This window comes from Erythrobacter sp. HA7-11 (genome assembly GCF_055693605.1).
This window is the reverse complement of the sequence record NZ_JBVFUF010000002.1, coordinates 974,812-1,000,326: the sequence shown is the minus strand read 5'-3', so window position 1 is coordinate 1,000,326 and position 25,515 is coordinate 974,812. Positions and strand designations below refer to the sequence as shown.

Here is a 25,515-nt window from a genome sequence, read left to right as displayed (position 1 = left end):
CGTCATGTTCGGATGCGAGCTTTAGCCCTGATTGCTCCACCTTGCGAAGATGGCAGTCGGAAGCAAGCGTGCGCCCTCACCTTCTTCGCGCACGGCAAGATCGCCATGCTCGATCGTCCCGGGGAGTTCGCGTAGCGCCTCGTCCAAGAGCCCTGCAATCGCCAGGCTGCTCATGCGCACGGCGTAAACAGTTAAGAACAGGAACGCGCTTTTGTCATCGAGCAGCTTCGCGCAATCGTCGATCAAATCGGGCAGGCTTTCTTCCAGGCGCCAGGTCTCGTTCTTGGGCCCGCGACCAAATTTTGGCGGATCGAGAATGATCCCGTCATAGCGCCGCTCTCTGCGGACCTCGCGAGCGGCAAATTTCGCCGCATCGTCGACCAGCCAACGGATCGGACGATCCCCCATGCCGGATATCGCGGCGTTCTCGCGCGCTTGCGCCACCGACTTTTTCGACGCATCGACATGTGTGACGCGCCCGTGCTGGCTGAGCGCGAGGCTGCCGACGCCAGTGTAGCCGAACAGGTTCATGGTTTCGGCAGCCTCGCGTCCGGTCAGCGTCCCGCGCATCCAATCCCAAACGGGCGCCATATCCGGGAAGAATTGGAGGTGACGAAATGGTGTGGGTCGAGCCTTGAAGCGCGCTTCCTTCCAAGCAAGGTCCCAACCATCCTCGGGAACGTCGCGGTTGAACGACCAGCGCCCTCCTCCGTCTTCGTCGGAACCGGGGACGAACTCGCCAGCGGCATCCCAATCGGCAAGGCGCGGCTGCCACATGGCTTGCGGTTCAGGCCGGATAAAAGAATAGGGTCCGAACTGCTCAAACTTCCGCCCAGCGCCGCTGTCGAGCAAACGATAGGCATCCCAGCCTTCGCACTCCATTATCACCGGATCGCGGACAAGCCTCGCCATCAGGCAATAGCACCCGCCGCATTTGAGAGGACGAAATCGCGCACTGCATCGTATTCGCCAGGCAGCTCGGTGAAATGCTCTTCGCGCGCGAACAGGTCACCGACCCGGGCAGGCAAGGATGGGCGAATGCCGGTTGCGCGCTCAACTGCCTCGCGGAACTTCGCCGGATGCGCTGTTGCGAGGGTGACGATTGGAACCGAAGGGTCGAGTTCACTCTCGATCGCCGCGTGCAGGCCGACGGCTGTGTGCGGATCCAGCACCTGACCAGCGCTTTCATGCGCCCAGCGCAGCGCCTTCGCCATGTCATCGCTGTCAGCGCGGGCGCTGGTGAAGAGATCAGCCACGCCCTGCCGCTGCGCATTGGTCAGTTGCATTGCCTTGTTCTCGTCGAAACTGCGCATTTGCTCAGCCAAAGCTGCGCCATCGCGCTCGCCGCAATCGAACAGGAGCCGCTCAAAATTGGAGCTAACCTGAATGTCCATCGAAGGGGTCGCGGTCGGCGTGACCGTGCCAGCCGAATAGTCGCCGCTGCTGATTGCCCGGTGGAGAATGTCGTTAACATTGGTCGCGACGATGAGCTGCTCGATTGGCAGCCCCATCTTCTGCGCGACATAGCCGGCAAAGATATCGCCGAAATTGCCAGTCGGCACGGAATAGGCGGCAGCTCGATACGGCGCGCCCAGTTGCAGGCCCGCAGCGAAGTAATATACGACCTGCGCCATCAACCGCGCCCAGTTGATCGAATTGACCGCGCCGATCTGTAGTTTGCTCGTGAGCGCGTCATCTACAAACATACGCTTTACCATCGCCTGCGCATCGTCAAAGCTGCCGTCGATGGCGATATTGTGGACGTTGGGCGCGCGCACGGTCGTCATCTGACGGCGCTGCACATCGCTCACCCGGCCATTGGGGTGGAGCATAAATATCTCGACACCCTCGCGTCCGGCAACAGCATCAATCGCGGCAGAGCCAGTGTCGCCGCTTGTCGCCCCGACGATCGTAAGGCGCTTGCCCGAGCGAGACAGGAACGTTTCGAACAACAGACCGAGCAATTGCAGCGCGACATCTTTGAACGCCAAAGTCGGTCCGTGGAACAATTCGAGCAGCCATTGACGCTCGTCGAGCTGCACCAGCGGGGTCACCGCCTTGTGGCTAAAGCGCAGATAGGCCTGCGCACAGAGATCGCCCAACTCGTCTTCGCTTAGGCTGTTTCCTACAAAGGGAAGCATCACCCGCGTCGCTAGCTCGGCATAGGGCAACCCGGCCATCGCAGCGATTTCAGCAGCGTCAAAGCGCGGCCATTCGGACGGCAGATACAGCCCACCATCAGACGCGAGCCCCGCAAGGGTTACGCCTTCAAAATCGAGCGCCGGTGCGCTGCCTCTGGTCGATACATATTGCATGTTGGAAAGGCGGTTAGCGGTGCTGAGGTGCTGGGGCAAGCAAGCGTTTTTGTTTCGCCCTCAGTCGCCGGGCGCTCACATCCGTTCGCTTGGCTTCCTCGCATAAGCTCGGGCGGCCAGTCGGCCTTGCGGTCACTACGTGACCGAGCTTTGTCCCGCCCCTAATCCCGCTTTGCCGCGCGCGTCTTGACCCGCGATTGCAGCGCAAACCAATAGATCACCAGCGCAGTCAGCGCGAAGAAAAACCACTGCCCCGCATAGGCGAGATGGTTGTTGGGCAAATCCGCAGGATCAGGTTTCGCCAAAGGCTCAAGCCCATCAATCGGCTCATCCAATTGCAAGCGAACGCCATAGCGGCCACCCGGTGCAATCAGGCCCTGGACCTCTCCGCCAGTCCAAGCAGGCGTGTTGGGATCACGCGAATAACCGAGCTTCACCTCGCTCGGGCCAAACTCGGTCGCGCATGTCGCAATATGCGCAAAGCCGCTTTGTCCGCGTTCGCTCTTGCCTGAAATGCTCGTAACACCGGTGATCTCCCGGCACTCAAACTGCGAGCGGCGAAATAGCGTATCGGCATCGTATGCCCCGCCCTCCACGCCGTCAGGGTTGGCGGGAAAATCGACCGACGCTTCATCGCTAAGCGCAGACTCATACTTCGCAATCAGCTCCGCTTTTTCCTCCGCGCGGCCCAGCTGCCAGAAACCCAGCGCCACCATCGTTGCCGCTGCGGCCAGCACCAGCACGCTCGGAATTATCGGAAAATCGCGCCAGGTCATTGCTCGCTATCCTCTTGGGCCAGGTGACGCTCATAGCTCGCCATCATCATAAATGTCTTGAAGCCGCGCAGGCTCCCGACCACCACCGCCACGGTCAGCGGCGCCCACACCAGCAATTGAAGAACCAGTGGCGGGCGAAACGTATCTTCGATCCAAAGGGCGACGCCGATCAACACGGCTGCCATCACAATCGTTACCAATCCCGCTGCTCGCGCCCCGCGCTCCAGTTCGGCAAAGTTCAATCCACATGACGAGCACTTGGCCGCAACCCGCGCCGGCGCAGCAAACAATGTCGGCTCTGAGCACCTCACGCACAAACCGAAAAGGGCAGCCTGGCCAAAACCCGGCTGCCCTTTCTCATTCGGCGAATTCTCGCCCGATTGCATCAGTGAACCGGTGCACCCCAACCGCCCCAAATGTAGACGGCGATAAAGAGGAACAGCCACACCACATCGACGAAGTGCCAGTACCACGCAGCCGCTTCAAAACCGAAGTGCTGGCGCGGCGTGAAGTGGCCGATATATGCGCGATAGAGGCATACCGCGAGGAAGATCGTACCGATCAAAACGTGGAAGCCGTGGAAGCCGGTCGCCATGTAAAAGGCCGAGCTGTAGGTGTTCTGGCCGAACACAAACGGTGCGATCGAATACTCATAGGCTTGGATAAGGCTGAACAGAACGCCAAGAGCGATGGTCGCCCAAAGACCTTGCTTCAAACCTTCGCGATCACCGTGGATCAACGCATGGTGCGCCCAGGTAACGGTCGTACCTGAGCACAGCAGGATCAGCGTGTTGAGCAGCGGCAACGAAAACGCATCGAGCACTTCCATGCCCTCTGGAACCAGCGTTCCGCCCGTCGCCGTATTGTCTTCGAGGAACAGGTTCGTGGTGACCTGCTCTGCCGTACCAGCCGCGCTGACCACAAGTGGTTCAGGGAACAGAGCAAAGTCAAAGAAGCTCCAGAACCAGCCCACAAAGAACATCACCTCAGAGGCGATGAACAGGATCATGCCATAGCGCATGTGGAGCTGAACCACTGGCGTGTGATCGCCCCGTTGCGCTTCGACAACGACATTCTTGAACCACATGAAGAAGGTGGCGAGCAGACCGGCAAGGCCGAGGCCCATCACGATCCAGCCAGAATTGCCGAACACGTCCGGATTGAGCCAAAGGATCATTCCCGAAGTGAAGGCGAGCGCCGACATGGACCCGACAAATGGCCAGATGTCAGGCTCTAGAATGTGATAATCGTGGTTTACTTTCCCGCCCATGATGGTCTCTTTCGTTCCCAGGATGCGTGTTTCAAATATCAGTTTTCGCGGTCCAGAGCCGACGATACGGTCTCTTTCGCGCGGTGAAAAGTGTAACTCAAGGTGATCTGTTCAACGTCGTCCATAAAATCATCATCGTTGATGGCTGGATCTACGTAGTAGAGCACCGGCATGTGGACTTCCTCACCCGGCTGCAGGGTCTGCTCGGTAAAGCAGAAGCACTGGATTTTGTGGAAGTATTTGCCTGCCTGGCTCGGCTCGACATTGAAGGTGGCGGTGCCGGTAATCGGCACGCCCGAATTGTTCTTGGCAACATAGGTCGCAAGGTCGCGCACACCGATCTGCACGGTGTCGGTCGCCTGCGAAGGCGCAAATTGCCACGGCACATCGCGCGCGGTTGATCCATCAAAGCGGATCGACATGGTGCGAGAGCTTGCCTTGGCAGCGGCACGGTTCGCTTCATCGAGGCTTGCGACTTGAGTCGTGCCGCCAAAGCCTGTGACCTGACAGAACAGCTCGTATAGCGGAACGGCGGCATAGCCCATACCGAGCATGGCGAGCGCGCCGCCAAAGGCCATCAGGCCAACGCGAGCGTTATTGCGTTCGATTGCGGAGGTCTGGCTCATCCCGCCTGCCCTCCGATACGCGCAATGGTGATAAGGTAGAACAGCACCACGAAAAAGATCAGCGTGCCGCCAAGCACCCAATTGCGCGCTTTCTGCCGGCGCTTCACTTCGGCTTCCTCTTCGGGGGTCATGCGAACACACCTCCCGAAATGAGGCCGTTATTCGCGAGCAACCGGTCCGCGACCAGCGCCGCGAACAGGATAAACAGGTAATAGATGCTGAACTTGAACAGTGTCTTTTCCGCCAGCATTGCTTCATCGCTGGTGCGCGATCCGACCGGCAAAGCAAGCGCGAGGAACAGCAGCGATAGCGCGACCGCGACCGATCCATAGACCCAGCTGGTTGCACCGATCAGCCACGGCGCGATCGCGACAGGTGCGAGCAGTACGGTGTAGACAAGTATCTGGCGACGGGTGGATTTCTCGCCCGCGACTACTGGCATCATCGGGATGCCGACCTTGGCGTAGTCCGACTTCATAAACAGCGCGAGCGCCCAGAAGTGCGGCGGCGTCCACATGAAGATGATGGCGAACAGCAGCACCGGCATGAGAGTGATCTCTCCGGTGACAGCAACCCACCCGATGAAGGGCGGAAACGCGCCTGACCCACCACCGATCACGATGTTCTGCGGGGTGCGCGGCTTCAGCCACATGGTATAAATGACAGCGTAATAGATGATCGCGACTGCGAGCGAGGCAGCGGCGAGCCAGCCGATCGCCACACCCATGATCCCGACCGAGACGGCGGACAGGAAAATGCCGAAATCGCGCGCATCTTCGCGGCGCAGGCGTCCGCTGGGGAGCGGGCGGTTCTGGGTCCGCTTCATCCCTGCATCAATTTCCGCTTCCCACCAGTGATTGAGCGCGGTCGAACCGCCAGCACCCATCGCAATGGCGAGGATAGCGGTGAAACCAAGAACCGGGTGGATGCTGCCTGGCGCGGCCAACAGCCCGCAAATGCCGGTGAAGATCACCAGCGTCATCACGCGCGGCTTGGTCAGCGTAAAGAAATCACGCCAATCCGCCGGCATTGGTTGCGGTTTTGCAGTCGGGGTCAGCAACGTATCCATCGCTTAAGGCTCTTGCGTCTTATCCTTTCTGGCAAGAGAGCGCGCCATTGCCAGCGCGCCCCCTTTGGTTTTCGTGTCTCAGCTCGGCAACCGGCTGGCCGGTCGCCGGGAGGGATCAGGCCGTTTCAGGCTTTTGTTCGCTCGGCAGGTGATTGTGATAATCGTGGTGATCCTCAATCACAGGCAGCGTTTCAAACTGGTGGAACGGTGGCGGGCTCGAAAGCGTCCATTCAAGCGTGGTTGCGCCTTCGCCCCATGGATTGTTGCCGACGCGCTTGCCTGCCGTGAAGGCGTAGACGAGGTTGGCGAAGAACAGCAGCATGGAAGCCGCCATGATCGCGTAGCCAAGCGTCGAGATCTCGTTCCAGTAGGTGTACGCCTCAACATAGTCAGGGTAGCGGCGCGGCATGCCCTGCATCCCGAGGAAATGCTGCGGGAAGAAGATCACGTTCACGCCGATGAAGAAGCCCCAGAAGTGAAGATGCGACAGGAGCTCCGAGTGCATCCGTACCGCTCATCTTCGGGAACCAGTAGTAGAAGCCCGCGAACAGCGAGAACACCGCACCCATCGACAGCACGTAGTGGAAGTGAGCCACCACGTAGTAAGTGTCGTGCAGGTTGTCGTCGATGCCGCCATTGGCGAGCACAACGCCGGTCACACCGCCAACGGTAAACAGGAAGATGAAGCCCATCGCCCAGACCATTGGTGATTTGAACTCCAAGCTGCCGCCCCACATCGTCGCGATCCAGCTGAAGATTTTCACACCGGTCGGAACAGCGATGACCATAGTCGCCGCGGTGAAGTACATCTTCGTGTTCACGTCGAGGCCGACGGTGTACATGTGGTGAGCCCACACGATGAAGCCGACGACGCCGATCGCAACCATGGCGTAGGCCATGCCGAGATAGCCGAACACTGGCTTGCGGCTGAAGGTCGCAACGATTTGGCTGATCATACCGAAGCCCGGCAGGATCATGATGTAAACTTCCGGGTGACCGAAGAACCAGAACAGGTGCTGGTAGAGAACTGGGTCGCCACCACCGGCCGGATCGAAGAAGGTCGTGCCAAAGTTACGGTCGGTCAGCAGCATGGTGATCGCTGCGGCAAGCACCGGAAGCGCGAGCAAAAGCAGGAAGGCTGTGACCAGCACCGACCACACGAACAGCGGCATTTTGTGCAGGGTCATGCCCGGCGCGCGCATGTTGAAAATGGTGGTGATGAAGTTGGTCGCACCCAGGATCGAGCCGGCGCCCGCCAAGTGCAAAGAGAAGATCGCAAAGTCGACCGCAGGACCAACGGAGCCGGTCGTCGATAGCGGTGCGTAAACCGTCCAGCCTACGCCTGCACCCGTACCGGTTCCTCCAGGCACAAACAGCGAGAACAGCAGGCTGATGAAACCGGCAACGGTCAGCCAGAACGAGATGTTGTTCATCCGCGGGAAGGCCATGTCCGGCGCGCCGATCATCAGCGGCACGAACCAGTTGCCAAAGCCGCCAATCATGGCCGGCATGACCATGAAGAAGACCATGATCAGTCCGTGTGCCGTGATAAACACGTTCCACATGTGCAGCGCGGCGTTGGTATCGCCCGGCGTATTGCCCATGAAGTCCGCCCAGAACTGCAGATACTGGATGCCCGGCTCTGCCAGCTCCATCCGCATGATGCCGGAAATCGCACCGCCAATGATCCCCGCGAAAATCGCGAAGATCAAATAGAGCGTGCCGATATCCTTGTGGTTGGTCGACATGAACCAACGCTTGAAAAAGCTTGGCTTGTGATCCGCATCATGAGCGTGATCTTCGGTATGGATGTCGAAACCTTCAGCGGTGGTAGCCATCGTTGGTATCTCTCAGGTTCGTTAAATCGTTATGTTCTAATCAGTTACGAAGCGACTTCGGCTTCAGCTTCAGCCGCTTCGCCAGCATCTGCTTCTGGCGCAGCTTCAGCAACCGCATCGCTTGCGACAGTTCCGCCCGGCTGCGAGCGCACCCACGCTTCATATTCAGCCATTGGCAGAGCTTCGACCGCCAGCGGCATGTAAGCATGCTTAGCGCCGCACAGCTCAGAGCACTGGCCGTAATACACGCCCGGCTCATCAATCGTCAGCAGCTTTTCATTGAGGCGACCAGGGATCGCATCCATCTTGAACCACAGCGAAGGAACCGCAAAAGCGTGGATCACGTCGGCAGCGGTCGTCTGGATCCGCAGCGGGACGCCAGCCGGCACAACCATGCGGTTATCAACTGCAAGCTGATGCGGTTCGCCGCTCGCCGCAGCTTCTTCCTCAGTCAGCATGTTCGAGACGATCTCGAAATCACCGTTATCAGGATAGGTGTAGGTCCAATACCACTGATATCCGGTCGCCTTGATCGTGATGGCGTTTTCCGGCGGTGTCTCATACTGGCGCGCCAGGAGCGAGATCGACGGAACAGCGATAATGACAAGAATAATCACTGGAACGATCGTCCAGATCACTTCGATCGCGGTGTTGTGCGTGGTCTTCGAAGGAACAGGGTTTGCGCCCTTGCGATAGCGGAAGATCACCCAGAACAGCAGGCCAAGCACGAACAGGCTGATCGCGGTAATCACCGGAAGCAGGATCACATCGTGCATCCAGAGCGCATATTCACCATCTGCCGAATACTGATCCTGGAAAGTCATGCTCTTCATCGCATCGTCTTCGAACGATGTCGGCATGCCCTTGCCTTCGGTAGGTGCCATCGGCGTGTATGACGAGGCCTGCTCGCTTGCCGCCGCATCACCCGCTTCGGCTCCAGCTTCAGCTGCCGCAGCAACCTCACCCGATTCCGTATCTTGTGCCAGTGCCGCTTGCGGCATCAAGGCAATCGACATCGCTGCCATCAAAGCAAAAATTGCGAGCGACGCACGGTCGAAAAAATGACCCAGTTTCATGTGTCTAATCTATCCGCTGCTAATCCCATGCCGCCTTGACCCATACATCTTTATCGTATGTTTCGCACGGCTTACGCACTGACAATGAAGCCAGCTTCACCGTCCCCTTAGCTGCGCTTGCTCCGAGCCTCAAGCGCTTCTAGGGAGAAAATTATGCAAGCCAGCATGATTGGCGCGCAAGTTTGCAAAAAGGGATGTAATTTTCTGCAATGACTGAAGAGGAAGTGCTGGCCGAATTCCGTAGCTGCGACGCGCTGTTAGAGGGACATTTTAAGCTGTCTTCTGGCCGCCATAGCGGGTACTATTTGCAATGCGCGCGGGTGTTGATGAATCCGGAACGCGCGGGCCGATTGGCGCGCGCAATCTGCGCCAATATTCCGCGAGAGATTCGCTCCGAAGTCGACACGGTTGTGTCGCCCGCAATGGGCGGATTGATCGTCGGACACGAAGTTGGTCGCTGCCTCGAAAAAGATGCGATGTTTCTTGAACGCCCAGACGGCGTGTTTCACTTTCGGCGCGGATCTCGCGCTGGAACCCGGCGCGAAAGTGCTGATGGTCGAAGACGTGGTGACGACTGGCCTTTCCAGCCGCGAAGCGATCGAAGCGGTGGGCCGTGAAGGCGGCGAAGTGACCGCCGAATGTTCGCTGGTCGATCGTTCGGCTGGAAAAGTGGATCTTGGCGTCCCATTTTTCCCGCTGATAGCCATCAACTTTCCGACCTATGCCGATGATGAAGTGCCGGAGGAGCTCGCCGCCATTCCCGTCACCAAGCCCGGCAGCCGCAAGGAATAAAAAAGCCCAATGACCACCAAACTACGCCTCGGAGTGAACATAGATCACGTTGCGACCATCCGCAATGCGCGCGGCGGGGATCATCCCGATCCTGTCCGCGCGGTCGAGATCGTCGCAAGCGTCGGCGGCGATGGGATCACGGCGCATTTGCGCGAAGACCGGCGGCATATTCGCGACGAGGACTTGGCCCGCATTCAGAGCGCGACCGAACTGCCGCTTAATCTGGAAATGGCCGCAACGCCTGAAATGCTCGAGATTGCGCTGCGGCATAAACCGCACGCGGCCTGTATCGTACCGGAGAAGCGCGAAGAGCGCACCACCGAAGGCGGGCTGGATGCAGCGGGCCTGCACAACTCGCTGGTGCCGATTGTCGATCAGCTTCGCGATGCGGGCATTCGCGTCTCGCTCTTCATTGAGGCGAGCGAGCGGCAATTGGACGCGGCCTTGCGACTGGACGCGCCGGTCGTCGAATTTCACACGGGCGAATATGCGCACGCCTTCCTCGACGGCGACAATGAGAAGCTCGCAAGCGAGTTGAAGCGCATCAGCGATATGGCCGCCCTCGCCGCCAAGAACGGGATTGAGCCGCATGCTGGCCACGGCCTGACATTCGATAACGTTCAGCCGATTGCCGCGATCCCGCAAATCGCTGAACTCAATATCGGGCACTATCTAGTCGGCGAGGCGGTGTTCGTTGGTCTCGAATCCGCAATCCGCCGGATGCGCGATTTGATGGATGAGGCGCGTTGAGCGTGGAGGAACCTGAGCTGCCTGAGCTTAGCGGCGCGCAAAAAGGCTGGGCCTTTGCCGCCGCGGCCTTGTTTCTCGCAGCCATCGGGTTTCTCGGCTTTGCCCTATCCAACGGCGTGATGATCGCCTTTGCAATCGGCTGGGTCGCGCTGCAGATTTTCGGCTATGTCGGATCGATCCAGCGCGCCAATGGCGATTTCGCCCACCCGCTCTTCAAGAGCCAGGTGATGCTGCATTGCGTCGCGGTCGGCCTCTTGGCCATGGTGCTGTTCGGAGGACGCGGGACATGAGTGATGCGACGAAATCGAATCTCCTGCTGGCGGTCATGATCTGCTGGTATGTGATGCTGATTATCGGGTCGGCATTCGTATTGCTCATTGGGCTGGCCTTCGGATCAGAGGTCCACCGCGGCGACGGCATTCCGGGCGCTGAGCTGCTCATGATCTACAGTCCCCTGCTGGTCAGCATCGCTCTCTTGATCGCGACGATCTTCGTGTGGACCAGAAACATGCGTAACGTCGCGATTGTCATTTGGGTGGGCAGCATGCTTGTCGTTCTCATCGGATTTGTCTGGCTTTCAGGTGCCGTGGTATGATCATAGGCACCGGATCAGACCTCTGCAATATCGAGCGGATCCAAAACTCTCTCGACCGTTTTGGCGAGCGGTTCGAGAACCGCGTCTTTACCGAGAAAGAGCGTGCCAAGGCGCGGCGGCGCCCCTTCACCATCGCAGGAACCTACGCCAAGCGTTTCGCCGCCAAAGAGGCATTCAGCAAAGCGGTCGGCACGGGCTTTCGCCGCGGCGTTTTCATGAAAGATATCGGTGTAGTGAACGCGCCATCGGGCGCGCCGACCCTCGCGCTCACCGGCGGGGCGGCAGAACGGCTTGCGCAAATGGTCCCGGAAGGCCATGAGGCGCGCGTTCATCTAACCCTAACCGACGATCATCCATGGGCGCAGGCCTTCGTAATTATCGAAGCCCTCCCCATCATCGCGGCCAAATAAGCGGCCCTTTCGAGCATATACGTGACTGAAAAAGAAACTTCGCCTGAGACCACGGACGACAAGGTAAATTGGTGGGCAGAGCTGCGCGGGCTTGGCCTGATGCTGCTCGCGGTGCTGGCGTTCCACAGCCTGATCGCCAAGCCGTTCTACATCCCGTCGACCTCGATGATGCCGACCCTGCATGTGGGCGACCGTCTGATCGTTAGCAAATATCCGTATGGCTGGTCTTGGGCCTCGGCGAGTTTCCATCTGCTGCCGCGCGGTGAATGGCGCATTTTCGGCGATACGCCCGAATATGGCGACATTGTCATCCCGGTGCATCCTGAGCGCAACGAAGATTACATCAAGCGGGTTGTTGCCCTGCCCGGCGATACCATCGAGCTGCGAGACGGTCTGATTGTCCTCAACGGAGAGCCGATCAAGCGCGAGGTCATGCCGCCGGTGCGAATCCCGTTCGAGCCGGAACTGACCTGCGATGGCGCGCCGTGCCTGCTCGCATTCGAAGCCTATCGCGTCCGCGAAGCGAACGGTGAGCAATTCTTCGAGCCCGACACCTACCGCGAAACTTTGCCCAATGGCGCGACTTACCTCACCATCGATCACCGCGAACAGGTAAGCGACAATTTCGGTCCGCTGACCGTGCCCGAGGGTTCGGTTTTCGTGATGGGCGACAACCGCGATCACTCCGCTGACAGCCGCGCGACCATTGCCGAAAGCGGCCTTGGCGGGCCGGTACCTCTCGAGAATATCGGCGGGCGGGCTGAATTCATCACCTTCTCGCTCGACGGGTCAGCCACGTGGAACCCGCTGAGCTGGTGGGGCGCCTTGCGCGGCGAGAGAGCGTGGAGCACTTTGCGGCCGCCACTTGCTGAACAATCCACCGCACAAACCGAATAGGCCAGAAACCGAAACGGGACCCCAAACGTAGCTTCATTATGGCCAAGAGATTTCTGCAACTTGTCGCTTTGGTGATCGTCCTGATCTTTGTCGTGCTGATCGCTCTGCGCGTCTGGTCGAGCGAATTGGCAGCGATCGCGCTCGTCCCCGACACCGAGTTTGTCGAGCAAGATCCGCTCGAGGCCAACGCCTATCAGGACCCCGGCCTGTGGTATTCGCGCCCCGGTATGGGCGTAAGCGATCCAGCCCGCTGGCAGCCCGCCTTTAAAACGCCTGAACCGGCTCGGAGGCGAAGCGAGCGAAGACGCACCGGCGCGCCGCGAAGCTGTCGTTCCCGAAGCCCGCGACTACGCCGTATTCTTCGTCCACCCGACCAGCCATCTCGACAAGACCAGCTGGAACGCAGCGATTGGCGAAGAGGAAGCCGAGCGCGTGGCGCGGCTCTATGTGCGCGGCATGGCGAGCGCGTTTAACTCCGCCTCGGAGATCTGGGCTCCGCGCTATCGCCAGGCAACAATGGGAGCGTTCCTGACCGATCAGCCCGAGGCGCAGATGGCGCTGGACGCGGCCTTTGCCGATGTGCGCGAAGCTTATCGCTTCTTCCTCGATTCCGTCGATGAGGACACGCCGATCGTTCTGGCAGGGCACAGTCAGGGCTCGCTCCATCTCCTGCGCCTCCTGAAAGAGGAAGTCGCGGGCAAACCAGTCGCGGACCGGATCATCGCCGCCTATGTCATTGGCTGGCCGATTTCGATGACGCACGATCTGCCCGCTCTCGGCCTGCCCGCGTGCGCTACACCAAGCCAGACCGGCTGCATCCTGTCATGGTCGAGCTTTGCCGAGCCTGCCGACCCGTCCGACGTGATCGAAACCTATTCCGAGAGCACCGGGTTCGACGGTGAAAAGCGCGGCACGAGCGAGATCCTGTGCACCAACCCGCTGAGCGGCACGTTTGGCGGCTCGGCTGACATGGCGCAAAACCTTGGCACGCTGCTCCCCAACGACGACCTCAGCGATGGCGAGCTTGTCCCCGGCGCGATCCCCGCGCGCTGCGACAATCGCGGCCTGCTGCTGATCGGCGACCCGCCCGACATGGGCCGCTATGTACTGCCGGGCAACAATTACCACGTCTATGACATCCCCCTGTTCTGGGCGAACACGCAAGCCGACGTTGCCCGACGCGCCAATGCGTGGGGCGCGCGTCCTTGAGCCAATCCTTGATTACAGAAGAGGCGAGCGTGTTTCGCGACGCTCTGCCTGATGGCGGGGCGCTGCTTGGCCTAGATCTCGGCACCAAGACCATCGGCACCGCCACTTGCGATGCGGGCTGGCGTTTCGCCACAAACGGCTCGACCATCAAACGCGGCAAATTCGGGCATGATCGCGAGCTTTTACGCAAACTCATCACAGAACGCGCCACCGCCGGCATTGTCATCGGCCTGCCGCGCAATATGGACGGCAGCGAGGGGCCGCGCGTGCAGAGCAGCCGCGCCTATGCCCGCAATCTCGCCGACAGTTTCGATCTGCCGATCCTGCTGTGGGATGAGCGCTGGTCCACCCAGAGCGCGGAGGCCGCGATGATCGGTCAGGATATGAGCCGCGCCAAACGTGCCGAAAGCATCGATAGCCACGCCGCCGCGGTCATATTGCAAGGCGCGATAGACCGGCTGGCTGGCGGTATCCTCTAAGCCTCGACCAATTGCGCCCGCTGCTGTTTAGCGGCCTCTTGCAGCATCCGGCTGCCCGATAGTTCCGCATCCCGCCAAAGAGCATCGCGCGCCGCCGCATCGCGCAATTGCAAACTCCGCGCTTCAAAGCTCGCCTGCCGCAAGCGGTCGCTCGGATGCTCGCGCCCGACCCATTCGGCAAAGTCCAGCGCCTCATCCGCGCCGGTCGCCACCGCTACGCGCAAAAACGCCTCGGTCGAATTGGGGCTAACCACCCGCTCGATCCGATGATCGTCGAGATCAAAGCCGTATTGATCATACCAGTCCTGCGCCGGATCGACATGCATCACATTGAGCGAGACCGAGAGGCTTTCGGGCGGCAATTGCGAGTGAATGTCGCGGTGCGCGCGGTAGAGCATCAGCTTGCCTTGTGACAGAGCGCTGCGCTCGACAAAGGTCAGCTTCGCCGCCTCACCCGCATAGCCGACGTGGTCTTCATATTCGTATTCGTAATAGTCGCTGCGATAGCCCGGCCCGAGATAACCGCTCGTCAGAAACGAAAAGTTGTGATCGTGCGGCACGTCATAGACGAACGTCTTCGCACCGCTCGTCTGAAAGCACAAATCGCTTTCAGCCGGCCAGATGTTTGCACGCAGAAAAATGTTGCCGCGCACCGGGCTGAGCACAATCGCCTGCGGGCCATAACCGCTTTGCAGCACATCCTCGCGGTGGCGGTTCTTGATCTGGTCCACCAGCATATCGCCCAAAAAGCTGCGATTGTTGGTCAGTTTGCGCAATTCAATGGCAGCGTTCTGTGTGCTTTCCGCATCGCGCGGATCGAATCCTGTCTGCTCAAGGCTGGCGATGGTCTCTTCAAGGCTCACTGCGTCAGATGACGCGGCGTCGATTATGCGGGGCATCGTGCGTTCTCCTTAGCAAATTGCGCCAACTGTGCGTCGGCTTGCACAAGCGATTGCTGGAGCGATTGCGCCGGGGCAGCCAGCGGATCGGTGTCGCGGGCCGACAATTGGCCGAGCAAGGTCATCCCTTGCGCTGCATCCAGCCCTAGCACCTGACGCACTGCCTCCCACCGCAGCTCAGGCTCTTCGGAATGGGACGAGGCCAGCTCGATCATCGCTAGAACCGCATCGGTGCGGCCCATTGCACCCAGAACGTCGAGCGCCAGAAAGTTCTGGCTGGCGCGCTTGTTTCCGCTGGTCCGCTGCAACAAAGTGCCATTATCGAGCGAATAGAGCGCGGATGGCGCAGGCCGCGCAGGCGTGCGGCTCAATTGCAAAACCAGCATGGAGCCTGCCACGCGGGTAAATTGGCGCGCATCGGTACGAGGCGCGAAGCTGGCGGTCGATCCCCGCCCGTATTCAAATTTGTGAGAGGCGACTTGCGCCTGTCCGCCCTGCTCCTGCGAAAGCGTATGCCGCATGCCTGTCGCCCCGCCAGCGAGCACCATTTCGTGCAGCTCGCGATCCACGAACATCGCGCTTTGCGGTTCGGCCAGGTCGCTGCGCTCCTCATAGGCAAGCAGAGACAATGTCGCATTACCCGCCACCATGAGCTGTATCGTCGTCAGCCCCTTGCTGATGCTGTGGCGCGAGGGGACATTACCAAGCGGCTGCGTCCGCAATGCCGCCAGCAGCGCATCGCGCCATGAGGCCACAAAGGCGTCTGCCGCTTCAACATTGGCCAGCATACGGCCAAGATCGGCGCAATCGGCAAGCGCGCGCCCTTGGTCATAGGCTTTCAGATCAGAGGCGATCCGCGCATAGCCCTCGCTTTCCTTCCAACCGGAAAACGCAGCCGACATCGTGTCGTTAGCTTGGCGCTGCAGAGCAGGATCGCTCCGCAGCGCCGAGATATCAGGGTGAACCTGCATTGTCGCAGATACCCTTATACAACCGCGTCCGGTGGAATGGTGTCATAGACATAGACCATGATAATGATGATACGGTCATCATAGGTTGGGCCTGCCTCGACGACCGAGCCGAACAGGCCGGCCGCGCTGTCGAGACCGGGCAATGAAGCCAGGTCAATTTTTGGAAGGTTCATAATCACATTCTCCACGTTCCCACCGTGCAGAGTTGCCACGGCGTGAAAAGCAAAATGGGCGCGCAATAAGATTATGAAAAATTAAAATATTGAAATAGTTTTCAGGGTGTTAGACAGCAATAATATGACAAAAACGATGCCGCGATTTAATCCAGCAGACGCTGCGAAATTCTTTACGAAGCATGGTCATTCGGGCTGGCTTGGCCTGGCTTACTGCGATCACGGGGAAAACTGGGTCGAGCTGGAATTGCCCTGGCGCGAAGACCTGCTGGGTGAGGAAGATCGCCACGTGCTCGCCTCCGGCCCCATTATCAGCCTGATGGATATGGCGAGCGGGATGGCGATCTGGACGACAATGGGCGACTTTACCCCGATTGCGACCCTTGACCTGCGGGTGGATTATCAGCGTCCGGCCAAAGAGCGCACCAATGTAATCGGGCGGGTCGAATGCTATCGTACCACCCGCTCGGCAGCGTTTGTGCGCGGCATCGCGCATGATGGCGATCCGGATGATCCGGTCGCGCACATTGCGGGTGTGTTTATGACGATTGGCCGCGATCCACGACAGGGTAAGGTTTCAGTGAGCGAAACCAGTGGTAGCGAAGCGGGGACAGGCGATGAGTAACTCCGACAATACTGCAATCGTACTGCCGCCTTATGCCGCGTCGCTGGGGATTTCCCTGCACGAGGTGCAGGACGATATGCCGGTGCTCACGGTTGGCTTTTCCTCGATCATTGAAGGGCGCCCTGGGGCGTTTCACGGCGGGGCTACATCGGGCCTCTTGGAGAATGCAGGCTATGCCGCTCTGCGCAGCGTGCTGATCCGCGAGGGGCGCAATCCGCAGCTGAAGCCGGTCAATATCACCGTGCAATTCCTGGCTGCGGGCAAACAAAAGCAGACTTACGCGCTCGGACGGATCACGCGGCTCGGGCGGCGCAATGCCAATATCACGGTTGAAGCGTGGCAGGATGATCGCTCCCAGCCGATTGCGACCGCGATTATGAACATCCTGATGGCTGAAAAGGTGAGTGGCTAACGCTCTGCTGGCTCAACGCTCAGCCCATCCTCGTCCAAGCGGAACTCGACCGGCAGACCTTCGATATCGGCGGTGACGGTCACGCCGTCCTCGTCAAAGGTCAGCTCGGTGCCATTGTCGTCAAGCTCGATCGGCTCGCCCAGCTCGATGTCGAGCGGTTGGACCGGACCTTGCGGATCGGGCGCGGTCGTCGGCTTGGCCGGACCGAGTGACAGCGCGCCGCGCATAAAATCTTTCCAGATCCGCGCAGGAGTGCTGCCGCCGGTCACCCCGTCGAGCGATGAGTTGTCGTCATGGCCGACCCACACGCCGACCACCAGATCATCGGCATAGCCAACGAACAAAGCGTCGCGATAGTTCTGCGTCGTGCCGGTCTTGCCATAATTCGCAATTGGCAAAGTCGCCGCGCGGCCCGTCCCATCGTTGATCGCAGCACGCAGCATCTGCTCCATCTCGCGATGCGTGGAGGAAGGCAGGCTGTCTTCACCCGAGGTGAGCCAATCGAGCCAACCCGCTTCCTCACGCGGGAAGGCGTGCGGCTCTGCCGGAAATGTGTTGCCTGCAACTCCGGCATAGGCGGCGGTGAGTTCAAGCAGCGTCATGCTCGACGTGCCGAGCGCAAGGCTCGGATCGCCCTTGGGCAGCGGCGCGGTGATGCCCAGCTCGCGCGCGGTCTCGATCACACGTTCGCTGCCGACCTCTTGGAACAGACGCACGGCGGCGACATTGCTGGAGCTGGCGAATGCTTGCTCCAGAGTGATCGCGTCCGAGTAATTCTCGCGCGCGTTTTTGGGCCGGTAGCTGCCGCTTTCAATCGGGGTGTTGGCAATCGTATCTCCCGGTTCCCAACCGGCCTCGAGAGCGGCGAGATAGACGAATAGCTTGAAGGTCGACCCGGGCTGTCGCTTGGCCTGTGTCGCGCGATTGAACGGCGACTTCGCGTAGTCCTTGCCGCCGACCATCGCGACGACCTCACCGCTTGGACGCATCGCGACCAGCGCCACCTGAGCATCGCCCAGCTTCGCTCCGCTCACCACCCGGCTCGCAAGCGCCTGCAACCGCGCATCTAGCGTCGTCGTGATCACTTGCTTGGCGTAGCTCGCCTCAGAGGTCCTGCGCGCAATCGGCAGCGCCCAGTCGGCAAAATAAGTTCCGGTCGGCAAAGTGTTGCGGGTGCGCACATCAAGCTTCGGCGCGCCGAGCGCATCCGCTTCTGCCTTGGTCAGATAGCCCTCTTCCACCATCGCGCCGATCACCAGCCCCATGCGCTCTTCGGCGAGGTCATAGTTCTTGGTCGGCGCAAGGCGGCTAGGAGCCTTCAGCAAGCCTGCCAACATTGCCGCTTGCTCAGGCCGCAAATTCTCCGGCTGGCGGTAGAAATAATGCAGGCTCGCCGCGCGAAGCCCATACTGATTGTCGCCGAAATAAGCGTTGGAGAGATAGCGTTCGAGTATCTCTTCCTTGGTCAGCCATGTCTCGATCCACAGCGCGATCAAGGCTTCGCGCGCCTTGCGCGTCATACTCTGTTCGGGCGTGAGGAAGGTGAATTTCGCCAGCTGCTGGGTGATCGTGCTTCCACCCTGGCGCGGACCGCCGGAAATGTTCGACCATGCCGCGCGCGCAATCCCCCGCGGGTCGACGCCCCAATGGGAATAGAACCGCCGGTCCTCAATCGCCAGAAACGCGCCGACAACGTGGTCGGGCAGTTTGGAAACATCGACCGGCTCATCCACCACCGCGCCGCTGCGCGCAATCGGCGTGCCGTCGCTCGCCAGCAGGGTTACCTGCGGCGGAGCGATTGGTTCGAGCGATTTGGAGAGGGGCGCGGTCAACGCCAGCCACCCAACGATCAGGATGAAGATGAACAGGCAGGCTGCAAGTCCGCGCGAGATCCATTTCCACCGCTTGCGCCATTTGGAAGGCGGCTGCGCGGGCTCATAATCATCATAATCGAATTCAGGCGGCGCGTAGTCAGGCTCGCGTTCGCGGCGGAAACTCGGCCATTTCAGCCAGCGCCGTTTGGGCTTTTCGCGACCTTCATGCTGGCCCCAATCAAACTTGTCATCGAATGCATCAAGCGCGCTGCCATAGGGGTCTTGCGACGAGTAATAGCCCGCATCGCGCCGGTTACCGCGCCCGCTAGAATCAGAACGTGAAGAACGACGCCACAACATCGACTAGTGTGTTACACTATTAACACAGTGAAAGCGAGTGCTTTCTTGCGCGGCGACCTCACGCGCTCTTTGCGGCGCTTTCGGGCAGATCTTCGTTGAAGACGCGCTGGTAGTATTCACTCACCAGCACCCGCTCGGCCTCATCGCATTTGTTGAGGAACGACAGGCGGAAGGCGAACCCGACCGAGTTGAAGATCGCCGCGTTCTGCGCCCACGTAATGACCGTGCGCGGGCTCATCACGGTCGAGATATCGCCGTTCATAAAGCCCTGCCGCGTCAGCTCGGCCACTTTGACCATATCCGCGACCAGAGCGTCGTCGGCTTCAGGAGCCTTGGATTTGACAATGTTCTGCTCGGTCTCGGCAGGCAGATAGTTGAGCGCAACCACGATATTCCAGCGGTCCATCTGCGCCTGGTTGATCGCCTGCGTACCGTGATAGAGCCCGCTTGTATCGCCCAGGCCAACGGTGTTGGTCGTCGCGAACAGGCGGAACCACGGGTTCGGTGTGATCACGCGGTTTTGGTCGAGCAGCGTCAGCCGGCCATCAAATTCGAGAATCCGCTGGATAACGAACATCACGTCGGGGCGACCCGCATCATATTCGTCAAAGGTCAGCGCGACCGGATGCTGCAAAGCATAGGGCAGAATGCCTTCTTTAAATTCCGTGACCTGCAGGCCGTCTTTCAACACAATCGCATCGCGCCCGACCAGATCGATCCGGCTGATATGTGCGTCCAGGTTCACGCGAATGCTCGGCCATTTAAGGCGCGCGGCCACCTGTTCGATATGCGTTGATTTACCCGTGCCGTGATAGCCCTGGACCATCACGCGGCGATTGTGGGCAAAGCCTGCAAGGATCGCCAGCGTGGTGTCGGGGTCGAACACATAGCTTTCATCGAGCTCCGGCACGTGCTCATCCGACAGGCTGAAGGCGGGCACTTGCCAATCAATATCAATACCGAATGTGTCGCGCACATCGACCGTGGTATCGGGTTCGGGGATCAGCGTTTCAGCGCTTTGATCGAAGCTGGTGTGTAATGGAGAGCTCATTGCAATGCTCGCCTATAACGGCGCGCGCGAAGCTGCAAGCATGCGGGTAAGTTTTTTGATGCTACCAATTTGAATGGTGCGTTTGGACACTATATCAGATGCGCAATGGCGCGCCCCGATCCCCTCGAAGCCTTCCGGCTTAAACTGGTTGAACAGGTGCGCGCTGTATTCAACGATGCGAGCGCTGGGCAAAAGCCGGAGCCGCCTTCGGATGAGGCTTTGTTCGAGCGCGATTCGCCAATCCGCATGGTGCATGCCGATCTGGTCGGGATGATGACCGGCGGCATTCGCAGCCTGCTGCTGCAAATGCTTCACCCGCATGCCTTGCAGGGGGTGCTCGACCATTCAAACTTTCGCGAGGATATGCACGGGCGCTTGCGCCGCACCGCGAAGTTCATCGCGGTCACCACCTTCGGCCACCGCGACCGGGCGATGGCGGCGATAGAGCGGGTCAATGGCATTCATGCGCAAGTGACTGGCACCCTGCCCGACGGATCGCCTTATGTCGCGAGCGACCCGCGCACCCTCGCATGGGTGCATGTTGCCGAAGCGCAGAGCTTCCTTGCGGGCTATATGCGCCATGTCCGGCCCGATATGCCGCGGGCCGAGCAAGACGAATACTACCGGCAATTCGCGGTGATTGCCCGCGCGCTCGGCGCAGAACCCGTGCCTGAAACCCGCGCTGAGGCCGACGCTCTGTTCCGTGAATTGCGCATGGATTTGCGCCCTTCCCTCGAGGCGCGCGAGGTTGCGCAATTGGTGCTGACCCAGCGGCCCCAAGGCACGCCGCCGGGCCTGCAAGCCATGCTTGGCGCGGATGCCGTCGCCATGCTGCCTGATTGGAGCCGCAATATGCTGGGCCTCGCCCGCCCCGGCCTTGCAGCCCTGCCCGCGCGGGCCGCGACATGGGGAATGGGCCGCACCCTACGCTGGGCGTTCAAACAAAACTGACCCGGCACCATCGCAATCGTGATATGCCTCCCGCGACAGAATCGTCTGGAGGGAGATGGATATGTATGTTGCCGTAGCACTGCTTTCAGTGAGCGAGGACAATCGCGAAGCCTACAAGGAAGCCGCAGAATTCATGGCCGATTGGTCGATGAAGCACGGCGCCTTGGAAGTTATGGAAGCTTGGGAATCCAACGTACCCGAAGGCAAGAATACCGACATGCGCAAAGCCGTTGCCGCGCCCGATGGGGAGAGGATCGTCGCCGGCTGGGTGATCTGGCCGGATAAGGAAACCCTCGACAAAGCCAAGGAAGCGATGGGCAAAGGCGAAGGCTTCGAAGGCTATCCCGAAGGCGATCCGCCCTTTGATGGATCACGACTGATCTTTGGCGAGTTTACACCGGTACTAACGCGGGGGCGCTAGCTCCCAGCCTCACCCAAACACCGCGCTTTTTCGCAGCAATTGATAGGCTTCGACCACTTGGCCGAGCCGCGCTTCGTATTTGCGGTCACCCCCATTGCGGTCCGGGTGATAGCGGCGAACGAGCTCTGAATAGCGGCGTCTCAAGCGTCGCCGGTCGGCATTAAGCCCAAGCCCCATCGTCTCAAGTGCGACCGCTTCCTCTTTGGAGAACCGCCCGTCCATCGCCATTTGCGCCTCGCGCTGGGCGCGGCTCTTGATCCCGTTCGCGCGCGCAGAAATCGCATCGAGCGGATCGTCGAAATCGGCCCAGCGCGGCATTCCATCGACGCCTGCGGTCGGTCTGAAACTGGGGCTTTCGGTCTTCCAGCCGCTCGCGGGCGATTGCGCTTGAAGGATTTCTTCCGCGCTCATCCCTTCAAACCAGTCATACCCGTCATTAAATTCACGCACATGCTGGAGGCAGAACCAGCGCCAGGTGCCCGGCCCGTCAAACCCGTTAGGCTGCCTGCCGGGCGCTCTGAATTCGCCGGCCTCGGCGCACCCTGGCGCTTCACAAATGCGGTTTTCGTCTTCATGACGGCCATGAAATTTCATTGAGCGCATAAGCGCTAAGCATGGGGACTTCCCCGGCAAAATCCAAGGGACAATTACCAGTGAGCGGAACGATCCAAGCTGAAATGACCGAGTTGCTGGCCGCGGCTTTCAACCCCACAAAGCTCGAAGTCATCAATGACAGCGCGCAGCATTCCGGCCATGTCGGCGATGATGGCAGCGGGGAATCGCACTTCACGATCGTGATCGAAGCAGCGGCCTTTGCAGACATGAATCGCCTGGCGCGTCAACGCGCGGTGATCGCCGCATTGGGCGATATCGTCGGAGAGCGCGTGCACGCCGTTGCAATCAAGGCCAGCGCGCCTTGACGAAGCCCCAAGCCGCAGCGTGAAGTTCGTCAACTCATAGCTTCTCTTGCAATTTCGCTGATTTAAGCCCCTAATACTCGCCAGCTAGAACAGGAGCGCCCCTGAAAGCGGGCGACGGGTTGTTGGGGAGAAGGTGGACAGGTGTTGCTATCGCGTACCTACCTTCCGTCTGAGCGGCTCAAACCCTATGTCAGGCGTTTCTACGTGTTCGAAGCCGAACTGCCCGACGACTTCATAATAGAAGATTTTTTACTCGCTGAGACCGCCTTCGTTCGCTGCCTGTTGAAGGGCGAATGGGTCGGAGAAGTCGCGCCCGGCGAATGGTCCCGGCCCAGCAAAGCGCTCTTCTTCGGGTCGAATGAATTTCCGTTCCGCGTTCGCGTGCAGGGGAGCTTTGCCGTCGCCGGATTCGCGATCCGGCCAAGCGCGTGGCGCTGTGTCGCGCGGCGAGACCACACCGAATTCGTCGACCGCCTGATCCCGATGGAAGCCCTGTCGGGCGTCAACTTCCAAGGAATGCTCAAGGACGTCGAAGCCGCGCCCGATGACGATGCGAAAGTCGCGGCGATGGAAAAAGCCATACTTGGGCGTATCGAAGAGCTTGGTCGTCCGGAACCCGATAAAGCGATGGCAAAGTTCGAGCGAATTTCGCGAACCAACTCCACTATGATGATTGAAGATGCCGCGCACGAGATCGGGTTGTCTGTCCGGCAGATGGAGCGGCGCTGCAAACAGCATTTTGGCCTGACGCCCAAGTCAGTGATGCGACGCAGCCGGTTCCTTGACCTCGCAGCTGCGATCAGAGGGTTCAGCACGCCAAGCGAGGCCGATTTGCGAGAGCTGCGCTTCACCGACCAATCGCACCTGAACCGCGAGTTTAAGCGCTTTGCTCAGATGACACCCGGCCAGTTCAAGAAAGCCTTTACACCGCTGCAAACAGCGGGCCTAAAGCTGCGTGAAGAGAGCAAGTTCGAGGATTAGGAAGGCAGAACTATGCATTTCAAAGGCAAAGTCGTCTGGATCACCGGCGCGTCATCGGGAATTGGCGCCGCCCTGGCGCGCGATGTTGCGGGGCGCGGTGCGCATGTCATCCTGTCCGGTCGTGATGAAAAGCGGCTCGAAGAGGTTGCGGGCGATTGCGGCGACAACCTGATCCTGCCTTTCGATGTGCGCGACGATAAAGCCTTGGCCGAAGCCATAGAAACGGCGACTTCATGGCGGGGCGTTGACCTCGCCTTTGCCAATGCAGGGGTCTCGCAGCGCAGCCGCGCGCTCAAAACCGACATGCAGGTTTACCGCGACATCATCGACATTGACCTGACCGCGCAAATCGCCTTCAGCCAAGGTTTGATCGGCCATATGGTCCAGCGAGGCTCGGGCGGTTTGGCCTTTATCTCATCCATAGCGGGCAAAGTCGGCGTCCCGATGCGCACAGCCTACAGCGCGGTGAAGTTCGGCCTCGCCGGATATGGCGACGCCTTGCGCGCCGAGCTGAGCCAGAGCGGGGTCAATGTGCACATGATCTATCCCGGCTCGGTCGCGACCAATGTCGCGCGCAATGCTCTCACCGCAGACGGCGCAAAGCGTGGGCGCAGCGACGACGTGATCGATAATGGCATTCCCGCTGATGAAGCCGCCAAAACTATGCTTGATGGCATCGCGAAGGGCGAGCGCGAGATCATCGTCGCAAAAGGGGCGGAATTGGAAATGGGCGAATTGCGCCGCACGCCAGAGGCGCTGTTCGATCAAATGGCGGGCATGGTCGCCAGCGGCTATATGGAGCGCATGGAAGCGGAGGATTGATCGCGCTTCATCGCCCAGGCCACAATCCCGCAGGCGATAACCTGTTCGAGCCACGCCAATGGCAAAGCGACAGCGATCATTGAATAGGGCGCGAGCCCCATATTGGCGACGCCCAACCAGAGCAGTCCAAATACGGTCACAGTAAAGGCGCTCGCAGCGAGGATCACTTGCCGGATCGACGCGCCAAATCGCCCAAGCCAGATCCAGAAGAAACCCGTCGCTGCGAGGATCAGGATAAGATCCCAGACACCCCAGATCGAAAAAATCACCCAGTCCATCTGCGCGATCTCGGGCCGCTCGGGAAACGCAGCGTGGAGCTGCGGGCGAACCACGAGGAAATAGCGCGCGACCTCCGAGACGTTGATCCAGAAGAAATTGAGCAGGAGCGCCAGTTTGAACGAGCCCTCCGCTGGATAGTTAGGCTGCATGCCTGCACTCCCGTTCCAAGATTGAGACTATTGTTGCCGCCTGCGCGCGCAGAGGCTCGACTCGAACTCGCGACACGCGACATCGCCCAGAGCCCCTGGGCAGCCAAGACGAGGAATTGGGCAAGTTCCGCGCGGCGTATGTCGGCAAGACTGTCGGGCAGCGCTTTGGCGAATGCACTCGCCAGCCGGTCATGGTGCTGCTGGACGAGCTCTGCAATCTCAGGATCGCTTGCGCCGCGTTCTGTCGTCGCATTGCCAACCATACAGCCCGGTCCGGGCAGCCCGATGCGCTCTGCGCGGCTGATCTGGATTTCGAAATAGTCCGCGATAGCCGAAATTCCGCGCGTCCCATCAGCAAACGGCTCCAGCGCCGGAGTTACGACCTCGCTCTGATAGGTCTCAAAACACGCGGTGTAGAGCCCATGCTTGCTGCCGAAATCCCCGTAGATCGATTGCCGCGTCGACCCGGTTGTTTCGACAAGTTCGGCCATCGACGTCGCCGAATAGCCGTTGGCCCAAAAAGCACGCATGGCCCGGTCAAGCACATCCTGGCGTTCTGAAGAGCGGGGTCTTGGCATGCGCAGG

General features: G+C 59.9%; 32 protein-coding genes and 2 pseudogenes. 16 read left to right on the top strand and 18 right to left on the bottom strand.

The genetic code is table 11. From position 1 onward, the window contains the following. Window positions 1-21 precede the first annotated feature (21 nt). The 10 genes and pseudogenes from ACZ1GU_RS05180 to coxB form a co-directional block, all read right to left on the bottom strand. Window positions 22-912 carry a class I SAM-dependent rRNA methyltransferase gene (locus ACZ1GU_RS05180; RefSeq protein WP_472647019.1) on the bottom strand — a complete coding sequence of 297 codons (891 nt, stop codon included), beginning with the start codon at window positions 910-912 and terminating at the stop codon, window positions 22-24. Next, on the bottom strand, window positions 912-2,315 hold the full coding sequence (thrC, locus tag ACZ1GU_RS05175; RefSeq protein WP_472648716.1) for a threonine synthase: 1,404 nt from the start codon (window positions 2,313-2,315) through the stop codon (window positions 912-914). Before thrC ends, ACZ1GU_RS05180 begins: the two co-directional genes overlap by 1 nt. A 161-nt stretch (window positions 2,316-2,476) precedes the next feature. Next, window positions 2,477-3,091, bottom strand: coding sequence for an SURF1 family protein (locus tag ACZ1GU_RS05170; RefSeq protein WP_472647018.1), 615 nt, complete (start codon window positions 3,089-3,091; stop codon window positions 2,477-2,479). Beyond that, window positions 3,088-3,381 carry a DUF983 domain-containing protein gene (locus ACZ1GU_RS05165; protein ID WP_472647017.1) on the bottom strand — a complete coding sequence of 98 codons (294 nt, stop codon included), beginning with the start codon at window positions 3,379-3,381 and terminating at the stop codon, window positions 3,088-3,090. Before ACZ1GU_RS05165 ends, ACZ1GU_RS05170 begins: the two co-directional genes overlap by 4 nt. 95 nt (window positions 3,382-3,476) lie before the next feature. After that, window positions 3,477-4,361, bottom strand: coding sequence for a cytochrome c oxidase subunit 3 (locus ACZ1GU_RS05160; RefSeq protein ID WP_472647016.1), 885 nt, complete (start codon window positions 4,359-4,361; stop codon window positions 3,477-3,479). A 38-nt stretch (window positions 4,362-4,399) separates the two neighbouring features. Next, complete coding sequence (locus ACZ1GU_RS05155; RefSeq protein WP_472647015.1) at window positions 4,400-4,987, bottom strand: cytochrome c oxidase assembly protein; 588 nt, start codon at window positions 4,985-4,987, stop codon at window positions 4,400-4,402. Next, entirely contained in the window at window positions 4,984-5,118 is a 135-nt protein-coding gene (locus ACZ1GU_RS05150; RefSeq protein ID WP_472647014.1) for a hypothetical protein, read from the bottom strand. The genes ACZ1GU_RS05155 and ACZ1GU_RS05150 overlap by 4 nt, the downstream gene beginning before the upstream one ends. Next, window positions 5,115-6,056, bottom strand: coding sequence for a heme o synthase (locus ACZ1GU_RS05145; protein WP_472647013.1), 942 nt, complete (start codon window positions 6,054-6,056; stop codon window positions 5,115-5,117). The genes ACZ1GU_RS05150 and ACZ1GU_RS05145 overlap by 4 nt, the downstream gene beginning before the upstream one ends. Window positions 6,057-6,171: 115 nt before the next feature. Beyond that, window positions 6,172-7,894: pseudogene (gene ctaD, locus ACZ1GU_RS05140) on the bottom strand (cytochrome c oxidase subunit I). A gap of 44 nt (window positions 7,895-7,938) precedes the next feature. Beyond that, window positions 7,939-8,970: a cytochrome c oxidase subunit II gene (gene coxB / locus ACZ1GU_RS05135; protein WP_472647012.1), complete on the bottom strand. Its 1,032-nt coding sequence runs from the start codon at window positions 8,968-8,970 to the stop codon at window positions 7,939-7,941. A 209-nt stretch (window positions 8,971-9,179) separates the two neighbouring features. Between coxB and pyrE the strand changes: the two are divergent. The 9 genes and pseudogenes from pyrE (at window position 9,180) to ruvX (ending at window position 14,102) form a co-directional block, all read left to right on the top strand. Further along, window positions 9,180-9,762: pseudogene (pyrE, locus tag ACZ1GU_RS05130) on the top strand (orotate phosphoribosyltransferase). Window positions 9,763-9,771: 9 nt separating this feature from the next. After that, window positions 9,772-10,512 (top strand): pyridoxine 5'-phosphate synthase, encoded by a 741-nt coding sequence (locus tag ACZ1GU_RS05125; RefSeq protein ID WP_472647011.1) that lies wholly within the window; start codon window positions 9,772-9,774, stop codon window positions 10,510-10,512. Between the two features lie 2 nt (window positions 10,513-10,514). Further along, window positions 10,515-10,802 carry a pyridoxal phosphate biosynthetic protein gene (locus ACZ1GU_RS05120; protein ID WP_472647010.1) on the top strand — a complete coding sequence of 96 codons (288 nt, stop codon included), beginning with the start codon at window positions 10,515-10,517 and terminating at the stop codon, window positions 10,800-10,802. Beyond that, entirely contained in the window at window positions 10,799-11,107 is a 309-nt protein-coding gene (locus ACZ1GU_RS05115; protein WP_472647009.1) for a hypothetical protein, read from the top strand. The genes ACZ1GU_RS05120 and ACZ1GU_RS05115 overlap by 4 nt, the downstream gene beginning before the upstream one ends. After that, window positions 11,104-11,517, top strand: a complete 414-nt coding sequence (gene acpS, locus ACZ1GU_RS05110; protein WP_472647008.1) for a holo-ACP synthase — start codon at window positions 11,104-11,106, stop codon at window positions 11,515-11,517. The genes ACZ1GU_RS05115 and acpS overlap by 4 nt, the downstream gene beginning before the upstream one ends. A 21-nt stretch (window positions 11,518-11,538) precedes the next feature. After that, window positions 11,539-12,414 (top strand): signal peptidase I, encoded by an 876-nt coding sequence (lepB, locus tag ACZ1GU_RS05105; protein ID WP_472647007.1) that lies wholly within the window; start codon window positions 11,539-11,541, stop codon window positions 12,412-12,414. Between the two features lie 38 nt (window positions 12,415-12,452). Beyond that, entirely contained in the window at window positions 12,453-12,887 is a 435-nt protein-coding gene (locus tag ACZ1GU_RS05100; RefSeq protein ID WP_472647006.1) for a hypothetical protein, read from the top strand. Then, window positions 12,823-13,623 carry a DUF3089 domain-containing protein gene (locus ACZ1GU_RS05095; RefSeq protein WP_472648715.1) on the top strand — a complete coding sequence of 267 codons (801 nt, stop codon included), beginning with the start codon at window positions 12,823-12,825 and terminating at the stop codon, window positions 13,621-13,623. The genes ACZ1GU_RS05100 and ACZ1GU_RS05095 overlap by 65 nt, the downstream gene beginning before the upstream one ends. Next, the gene (gene ruvX, locus ACZ1GU_RS05090) at window positions 13,620-14,102 is read left to right on the top strand and encodes a Holliday junction resolvase RuvX (RefSeq protein ID WP_472647005.1); all 483 of its coding nucleotides are present in this window, start codon (window positions 13,620-13,622) and stop codon (window positions 14,100-14,102) included. The genes ACZ1GU_RS05095 and ruvX overlap by 4 nt, the downstream gene beginning before the upstream one ends. On the opposite strand, the gene ACZ1GU_RS05085 is transcribed toward ruvX, so the two are convergent. Genes ACZ1GU_RS05085 through ACZ1GU_RS05075 form a run of 3 tightly spaced genes read right to left on the bottom strand, consistent with a single transcriptional unit; the run spans window position 14,099 to window position 16,145 of the window. Continuing rightward, a complete protein-coding gene (locus ACZ1GU_RS05085) occupies window positions 14,099-15,001 on the bottom strand; it encodes a transposase (RefSeq protein WP_472647004.1) in 903 nt (300 codons plus the stop codon). The genes ruvX and ACZ1GU_RS05085 overlap by 4 nt on opposite strands. Continuing rightward, a complete protein-coding gene (locus ACZ1GU_RS05080) occupies window positions 14,989-15,972 on the bottom strand; it encodes a hypothetical protein (RefSeq protein ID WP_472647003.1) in 984 nt (327 codons plus the stop codon). Before ACZ1GU_RS05080 ends, ACZ1GU_RS05085 begins: the two co-directional genes overlap by 13 nt. 14 nt (window positions 15,973-15,986) lie before the next feature. Beyond that, window positions 15,987-16,145 carry a hypothetical protein gene (locus ACZ1GU_RS05075; protein WP_472647002.1) on the bottom strand — a complete coding sequence of 53 codons (159 nt, stop codon included), beginning with the start codon at window positions 16,143-16,145 and terminating at the stop codon, window positions 15,987-15,989. 124 nt (window positions 16,146-16,269) lie between these two features. Between ACZ1GU_RS05075 and ACZ1GU_RS05070 the strand changes: the two genes are divergently transcribed. Both ACZ1GU_RS05070 and ACZ1GU_RS05065 read left to right on the top strand, forming a co-directional pair. Next, entirely contained in the window at window positions 16,270-16,770 is a 501-nt protein-coding gene (locus ACZ1GU_RS05070) for a PaaI family thioesterase (RefSeq protein ID WP_472647001.1), read from the top strand. After that, window positions 16,763-17,182 carry a PaaI family thioesterase gene (locus tag ACZ1GU_RS05065; RefSeq protein WP_472647000.1) on the top strand — a complete coding sequence of 140 codons (420 nt, stop codon included), beginning with the start codon at window positions 16,763-16,765 and terminating at the stop codon, window positions 17,180-17,182. The genes ACZ1GU_RS05070 and ACZ1GU_RS05065 overlap by 8 nt, the downstream gene beginning before the upstream one ends. Here the strand turns inward: ACZ1GU_RS05065 and ACZ1GU_RS05060 are convergent. Beyond that, the gene (locus tag ACZ1GU_RS05060) at window positions 17,179-19,356 is read right to left on the bottom strand and encodes a transglycosylase domain-containing protein (protein ID WP_472646999.1); all 2,178 of its coding nucleotides are present in this window, start codon (window positions 19,354-19,356) and stop codon (window positions 17,179-17,181) included. The two genes, ACZ1GU_RS05065 and ACZ1GU_RS05060, sit on opposite strands and share 4 nt — an antisense overlap. A 58-nt stretch (window positions 19,357-19,414) precedes the next feature. Continuing rightward, window positions 19,415-20,407 (bottom strand): AAA family ATPase, encoded by a 993-nt coding sequence (locus ACZ1GU_RS05055; RefSeq protein WP_472646998.1) that lies wholly within the window; start codon window positions 20,405-20,407, stop codon window positions 19,415-19,417. 105 nt (window positions 20,408-20,512) lie between these two features. Between ACZ1GU_RS05055 and ACZ1GU_RS05050 the strand changes: the two genes are divergently transcribed. Then, window positions 20,513-21,358 (top strand): oxygenase MpaB family protein, encoded by an 846-nt coding sequence (locus ACZ1GU_RS05050; protein WP_472646997.1) that lies wholly within the window; start codon window positions 20,513-20,515, stop codon window positions 21,356-21,358. 61 nt (window positions 21,359-21,419) lie between these two features. Further along, window positions 21,420-21,779 carry a DUF1428 domain-containing protein gene (locus tag ACZ1GU_RS05045; RefSeq protein WP_472646996.1) on the top strand — a complete coding sequence of 120 codons (360 nt, stop codon included), beginning with the start codon at window positions 21,420-21,422 and terminating at the stop codon, window positions 21,777-21,779. 9 nt (window positions 21,780-21,788) lie between these two features. Here the strand turns inward: ACZ1GU_RS05045 and ACZ1GU_RS05040 are convergent, their stop codons facing one another. Beyond that, window positions 21,789-22,382, bottom strand: a complete 594-nt coding sequence (locus tag ACZ1GU_RS05040; RefSeq protein WP_472646995.1) for a J domain-containing protein — start codon at window positions 22,380-22,382, stop codon at window positions 21,789-21,791. Window positions 22,383-22,456: 74 nt separating this feature from the next. Between ACZ1GU_RS05040 and ACZ1GU_RS05035 the strand changes: the two genes are divergently transcribed. From ACZ1GU_RS05035 to ACZ1GU_RS05025, 3 genes are all read left to right on the top strand, one after another. Beyond that, window positions 22,457-22,699 (top strand): BolA family protein, encoded by a 243-nt coding sequence (locus tag ACZ1GU_RS05035; protein WP_472648714.1) that lies wholly within the window; start codon window positions 22,457-22,459, stop codon window positions 22,697-22,699. A 144-nt stretch (window positions 22,700-22,843) separates the two neighbouring features. Then, entirely contained in the window at window positions 22,844-23,680 is an 837-nt protein-coding gene (locus tag ACZ1GU_RS05030) for a helix-turn-helix domain-containing protein (RefSeq protein ID WP_472646994.1), read from the top strand. A 12-nt stretch (window positions 23,681-23,692) separates the two neighbouring features. Beyond that, window positions 23,693-24,502 carry an SDR family NAD(P)-dependent oxidoreductase gene (locus ACZ1GU_RS05025; protein WP_472646993.1) on the top strand — a complete coding sequence of 270 codons (810 nt, stop codon included), beginning with the start codon at window positions 23,693-23,695 and terminating at the stop codon, window positions 24,500-24,502. Here the strand turns inward: ACZ1GU_RS05025 and ACZ1GU_RS05020 are convergent. Together ACZ1GU_RS05020 and ACZ1GU_RS05015 are read right to left on the bottom strand one after the other, a co-directional pair. Beyond that, window positions 24,472-24,780, bottom strand: coding sequence for a hypothetical protein (locus ACZ1GU_RS05020; protein WP_472646992.1), 309 nt, complete (start codon window positions 24,778-24,780; stop codon window positions 24,472-24,474). The genes ACZ1GU_RS05025 and ACZ1GU_RS05020 overlap by 31 nt on opposite strands. After that, window positions 24,768-25,460: a TetR/AcrR family transcriptional regulator gene (locus ACZ1GU_RS05015; protein WP_472646991.1), complete on the bottom strand. Its 693-nt coding sequence runs from the start codon at window positions 25,458-25,460 to the stop codon at window positions 24,768-24,770. Before ACZ1GU_RS05015 ends, ACZ1GU_RS05020 begins: the two co-directional genes overlap by 13 nt. Between the last annotated feature and the right edge of the window lie 55 nt (window positions 25,461-25,515).